Origin of the sequence: Comamonas sp. B-9 (assembly GCF_000410635.1) — a bacterium.
In the GTDB taxonomy this organism is placed as follows: Bacteria; Pseudomonadota; Gammaproteobacteria; order Burkholderiales; family Burkholderiaceae_C; genus Comamonas.
Genome location: NZ_APCR01000541.1, coordinates 1 through 4,158 on the forward strand (window position 1 = coordinate 1; position 4,158 = coordinate 4,158).

Consider the following 4,158-nt stretch of genomic DNA (forward strand, 5'->3'; position numbering starts at 1 on the left):
GCGGCGCAAGCTGCTCGTCCAGCCAGCGCTGCAGGCCCAGGCGCTGGAGCTGCTGGTCGGCGCTGTCGCTGGCGCCCCAGCTGACGCGGTCCAGCCATTGCAGGCGCTGGGTGGCGCTGAGCGGCACCACGGCCATATCGGGCAGTGCGGCCTGCGCGCTGGCCGCATCTGGTGGCACATGGGAGGCGCAGGCGCCAAGCCACAAGGTGCCCGCCAAGGCAGCGGCGCTGAGGGTGAGCAGTCGGGGCAGTCGAAGCAGTCGGTTAGGGCGCATGGGGAGTCTGGAGCCTGGTGCAGAAGGCTCCATGCTGCGCCTGTGCCGTCGCGCTGCTGTAAAGCTATGTATGCAAAACGTAAAAAAGCGAAGCGTTTGAGGCGCTTCGCTTTTCAGGGGTTGGCGGGCAACAGTGGGGCGCTGTGCTTATTTGGCCTTGACCGCACACTCCGCGCATTGGCCGTACAGGGCCATCGAGTGGTCATGCACGATCCAGCCCTTGCTCTTGGCAATGGACTGCTGGCGCTTTTCGATCTCGGGGTCATAGAACTCCTCGACCTTGCCGCAGCTGGTACAGACGAAATGGTCGTGGTGCTGGCCTTCGTTGAGCTCGTAGACCGCCTTGCCGCTCTCGAAGTTGCTGCGGATCAGAATGCCGGCCTGCTCGAACTGGGTCAGCACGCGGTAGACCGTGGCCAGACCGATGTCGGAGCGCTCTTCCAGCAGCACGCGGAACACATCTTCCGCCGTCATGTGGCGCTGAGCACCATTCTGGAAGATATCCAGAATCTTCAGCCGAGGCAGCGTCGCCTTAAGGCCAGTGCTTTTGAGTTCTTCAATATTTTTCATAACAAGGTCTTTCAAGTGGGCCCGATTGGTATACGGACTTCTGGAGAAGGCCTGGAGACCAGCCGCTACAATGGCCGATCATATCGCTATGTCTAAAACCATGCCTGAATTTGTTCGTTCCGGTGTCCGCATGGCGGCGCTGTTGGCCCTGGGCGCCAGTGTGGCCGCTTGCGGCTCCTTCAATGAAGCCAGCCGTAAGTTCGCCAGCGCCATCACCCCCTACAAGGTGGAGGTGGTGCAGGGTAATGTGATCACCCAGGAGCAGGTCAACGCGCTGCAAAAAGGCATGAGCCGCCAGCAGGTCAAGGATCTGCTGGGCACCCCGCTGCTGGCCAGCGTGTTCCACGCCAACCGCTGGGACTACGTGTTCACCATCAAGCGCAAGGGTGTGCCCGAGCAGGAGCGCCGCTTTACCGTGTACTTCAACGACACCGGCCTGGAGCGCTTTGAAGGCGATGAGATGCCCAGCGAGCAGGAGTTCGTCGCCTCGGTCACGACCTCGATCAAGAACCCCAAGGTGCCGCGCCTGGAAGCAACGCCCGAGGAGCTGGCCAAGTACAAGGCCGATCAACCGGCCCCCGCCCCGAGCGCCGACACCAGCAGCAGCGACACGAGCACCGCCACGCCGCCCGCCAGCTACCCGCCGCTGGAATCTCCCCAGCGCTGATGCCATGGCGCTGGCATGCCCCCCGCCCTGCACTGGCAGCGGGTGGCCGGCGCCGTCTTTGGGCCGTGTCCGATGTTTGCTGAGACGCCGCCCGTTTGAGCCCCAGGAAACCACCCATGACCGCCCCCCTCTCCCCCGACAACAGCCCCCGTATTGCCGTCGCCATTGCAGGCGCCAGCGGCCGCATGGGCCGCATGCTGATCGAAGCCGTACTGGCCAGCACGGACCTGCAGCTGAGCGGCGCGCTCGATGCCGCCGGCAACCCCAGCCTGGGCACTGATGCGGGTGCCTTCCTGGGCCGCCACACCGGCGTGCAGATCACCGCCGACCTGGCCCAGGGCTTGCAGGGCGCCGATGTGCTGATCGACTTCACCCGCCCCGAAGGCACGCTGGCCCACCTGGCGCTGGCGGCCGAGCGCGGCGTGGGCGTGGTCATTGGCACCACGGGCTTTAGCGAGGAGCAAAAAGCGCAGATCCGCCAGTTTGCCGACAAGACGGCAGTCATGCTCTCGCCCAATATGAGCGTGGGCGTGAACGTGACCTTCAAGCTGCTGGAGATGGCGGCCAAGGCCTTGCAAGAGGGCGGTTACGACATCGAGATCGTCGAAGCGCACCACAAGCACAAGGTCGATGCGCCCTCGGGCACGGCTTTGAAAATGGGCGAGGTGATTGCCGAGGCCCAGGGCACCCAGCTGGCCGACCGCGCCGTCTACGAGCGCTTTGGCCATACCGGCGCGCGCGTGGCCAACAGCATCGGCTTTGCCAGCATGCGCGGCGGCGATATCGTCGGCGACCACACCGTGCTGTTTGCCGGCGATGGCGAGCGCATCGAGATCTCGCACAAGTCCAGCAGCCGCGCTGGCTACGCCAATGGCAGCCTGCGGGCAGCGCGCTACCTGGCACGCCAAAAAGCCGGCCTGTTCGACATGTACGACGTGCTCGGTCTGAAATAAACCCAGCCCGGTACCCCCACCCCGCTTTTACAAGGACGGCCCACCATGACGATGGGGCAATGGCTCTCGCAAGCAGACGGCGTCGCCCGGGCCACGGCCCTGGTCTTGTTGCTCATGTCCGTCACCAGTTGGGTGCTGATTCTCTACAAGGCCTGGTGGCTGGGCCGCGCCCATGGCGCCACCTTGCGTGCCACCGATGCCTTCTGGCAGGCCAGCAGCTGGGAGCAGGCACGCCTGGCGCTGCCAAGCATTGACCGCGCCGCCTTGCTGACTCCGGTGGCCGATGCGATTGCGCACATTGTGGCGGCCGAGCCTGCCGCCCAGCACAGCCTGGCTGTGGCCAGCGGCGCCCAGGTGCAAACCACCCGCGTGCTGCGCGAGGCGCTGCATGGCGCCAGCCACCGGCTGCAGTGGGGGCAGACGGTGCTCGCTTCCATTGGCGCCACGGCCCCCTTTGTCGGCCTGCTGGGCACCGTCTGGGGCATCCACCAGGCGCTGGCGGCGCTGGCCGGGGCCGACCATGTCAGCCTGGAGCAGCTGGCCGGCCCCGTGGGCGAGGCGCTGGTGATGACCGCCGCCGGCCTGGCCGTTGCCTTGCCGGCCGTGCTGGCCTACAACCTGCTGGGCCGCAAGCTCGCGCAGGTCGAGGAGCTGCTCGAAGGCTTTGCCCACGACATGCAGACCTGGGCCTTGCAGCAAGCCGCCCAGGCGCCGCAGGCCTACGCCGGCATGCAGGCCCACAATGCCGTCGATAGCATCGCCCTGGTGGGCAGCCGCTGAGCCGCCGCCAACCCAGCCCCTTCGCACCATGGCATTCGGTCGCTTCAACAAAACCCCGGCCAGCGCGCCGATCAGCGCCATCAATGTGACGCCGCTGGTGGATGTGATGCTGGTGCTGCTGGTCATCTTCATCATGGCCGCGCCCTTGCTGGCCGCCTCCATCCGCCTGGACCTGCCCCAGGCCGCCAGTGCCACCCGGGCCAATCCGCCAGCGGCGATTGCGGTGCAGCTCAATGCCCAGGGCGCGCTGTTTGCCGATGGCCAGCCCACCGACATGGACGCCCTCAAAGCCCTGTTCAAGCAGCAGGCCGAGCGCAATCCGCAGACCGAGGTGCAGCTGTCCATCGACCAGAACCTGCCCTATGCCCGCGCCGTCGAGCTGATGGACGCGGCGCAGAGCGCCGGCCTCAGCCGCATGGGCTTTGTCGCCCAACCCCAGGCCGCCGCGCGCTGAGCGTCCCGGCCCGGTCTCGCCTGGCGGGCTCCGGCAGTATCGTTTGAAGCTACCTGACCTGGCGCACACCTTAGCCCAGAAGCGTTTGGTTATATTGCAGGCTGTGTGCCGGCTGCCTGGGGCGGCTGCACCAGGGCCACCGCTGCACCGCCGTGCAAGCCGGCCCACCAACGAGGAACAAACGCATGGACTCCACCCTGTACCAGGTCAGCGCCCAGTCGGCGCCGGGCGACCCGCGCATCGCGCCGCTGTATGCACTGGCTGTCTCAGCCGGTGCCCCGGCCGATCTGGCCCGCAAGATCCGCGCCGGCCTGCTGCTGGTGGGCGCGCTGCTGGTGGCCAGCGGGCTGATCTTTTGGGTCGCGGCCAACTGGCAGGCGCAGTCGCACTGGTTCAAGCTGGGCCTAATCGAGGGCACGCTGGCGCTGTCCGTGCTGGCCGCCTGCCTGTGGCCGCGCCT

Annotated in this window: 6 protein-coding genes and 1 pseudogene; 5 read left to right on the plus strand and 2 right to left on the minus strand. The window is 66.6% G+C overall.

Annotated features, from left to right (window positions below; genetic code table 11):
• Positions 1–274, minus strand: a pseudogene (locus H928_RS26215) (DUF1800 domain-containing protein); the annotation flags it as partial.
• A gap of 147 nt (positions 275–421) precedes the next feature.
• Positions 422–844 carry a ferric iron uptake transcriptional regulator gene (fur, locus tag H928_RS0105135; protein ID WP_021025553.1) on the minus strand — a complete coding sequence of 141 codons (423 nt, stop codon included), beginning with the start codon at positions 842–844 and terminating at the stop codon, positions 422–424.
• A 100-nt stretch (positions 845–944) separates the two neighbouring features.
• On the opposite strand from fur, the gene H928_RS0105140 reads away from it, so the two are divergent.
• From H928_RS0105140 to H928_RS0105160, 5 genes are all read left to right on the plus strand, one after another.
• Positions 945–1,511 (plus strand): outer membrane protein assembly factor BamE, encoded by a 567-nt coding sequence (locus tag H928_RS0105140; protein WP_027010572.1) that lies wholly within the window; start codon positions 945–947, stop codon positions 1,509–1,511.
• A 116-nt stretch (positions 1,512–1,627) separates the two neighbouring features.
• A complete protein-coding gene (dapB, locus tag H928_RS0105145) occupies positions 1,628–2,464 on the plus strand; it encodes a 4-hydroxy-tetrahydrodipicolinate reductase (RefSeq protein ID WP_021025555.1) in 837 nt (278 codons plus the stop codon).
• 51 nt (positions 2,465–2,515) lie between these two features.
• Positions 2,516–3,244: a MotA/TolQ/ExbB proton channel family protein gene (locus tag H928_RS26220; protein ID WP_052329770.1), complete on the plus strand. Its 729-nt coding sequence runs from the start codon at positions 2,516–2,518 to the stop codon at positions 3,242–3,244.
• A 28-nt stretch (positions 3,245–3,272) separates the two neighbouring features.
• Positions 3,273–3,698, plus strand: a complete 426-nt coding sequence (locus H928_RS0105155; protein WP_021025557.1) for a biopolymer transporter ExbD — start codon at positions 3,273–3,275, stop codon at positions 3,696–3,698.
• A 185-nt stretch (positions 3,699–3,883) separates the two neighbouring features.
• On the plus strand, positions 3,884–4,158 hold a 275-nt coding region (locus tag H928_RS0105160; RefSeq protein ID WP_027010573.1), incomplete at its 3' end, for a DUF2157 domain-containing protein.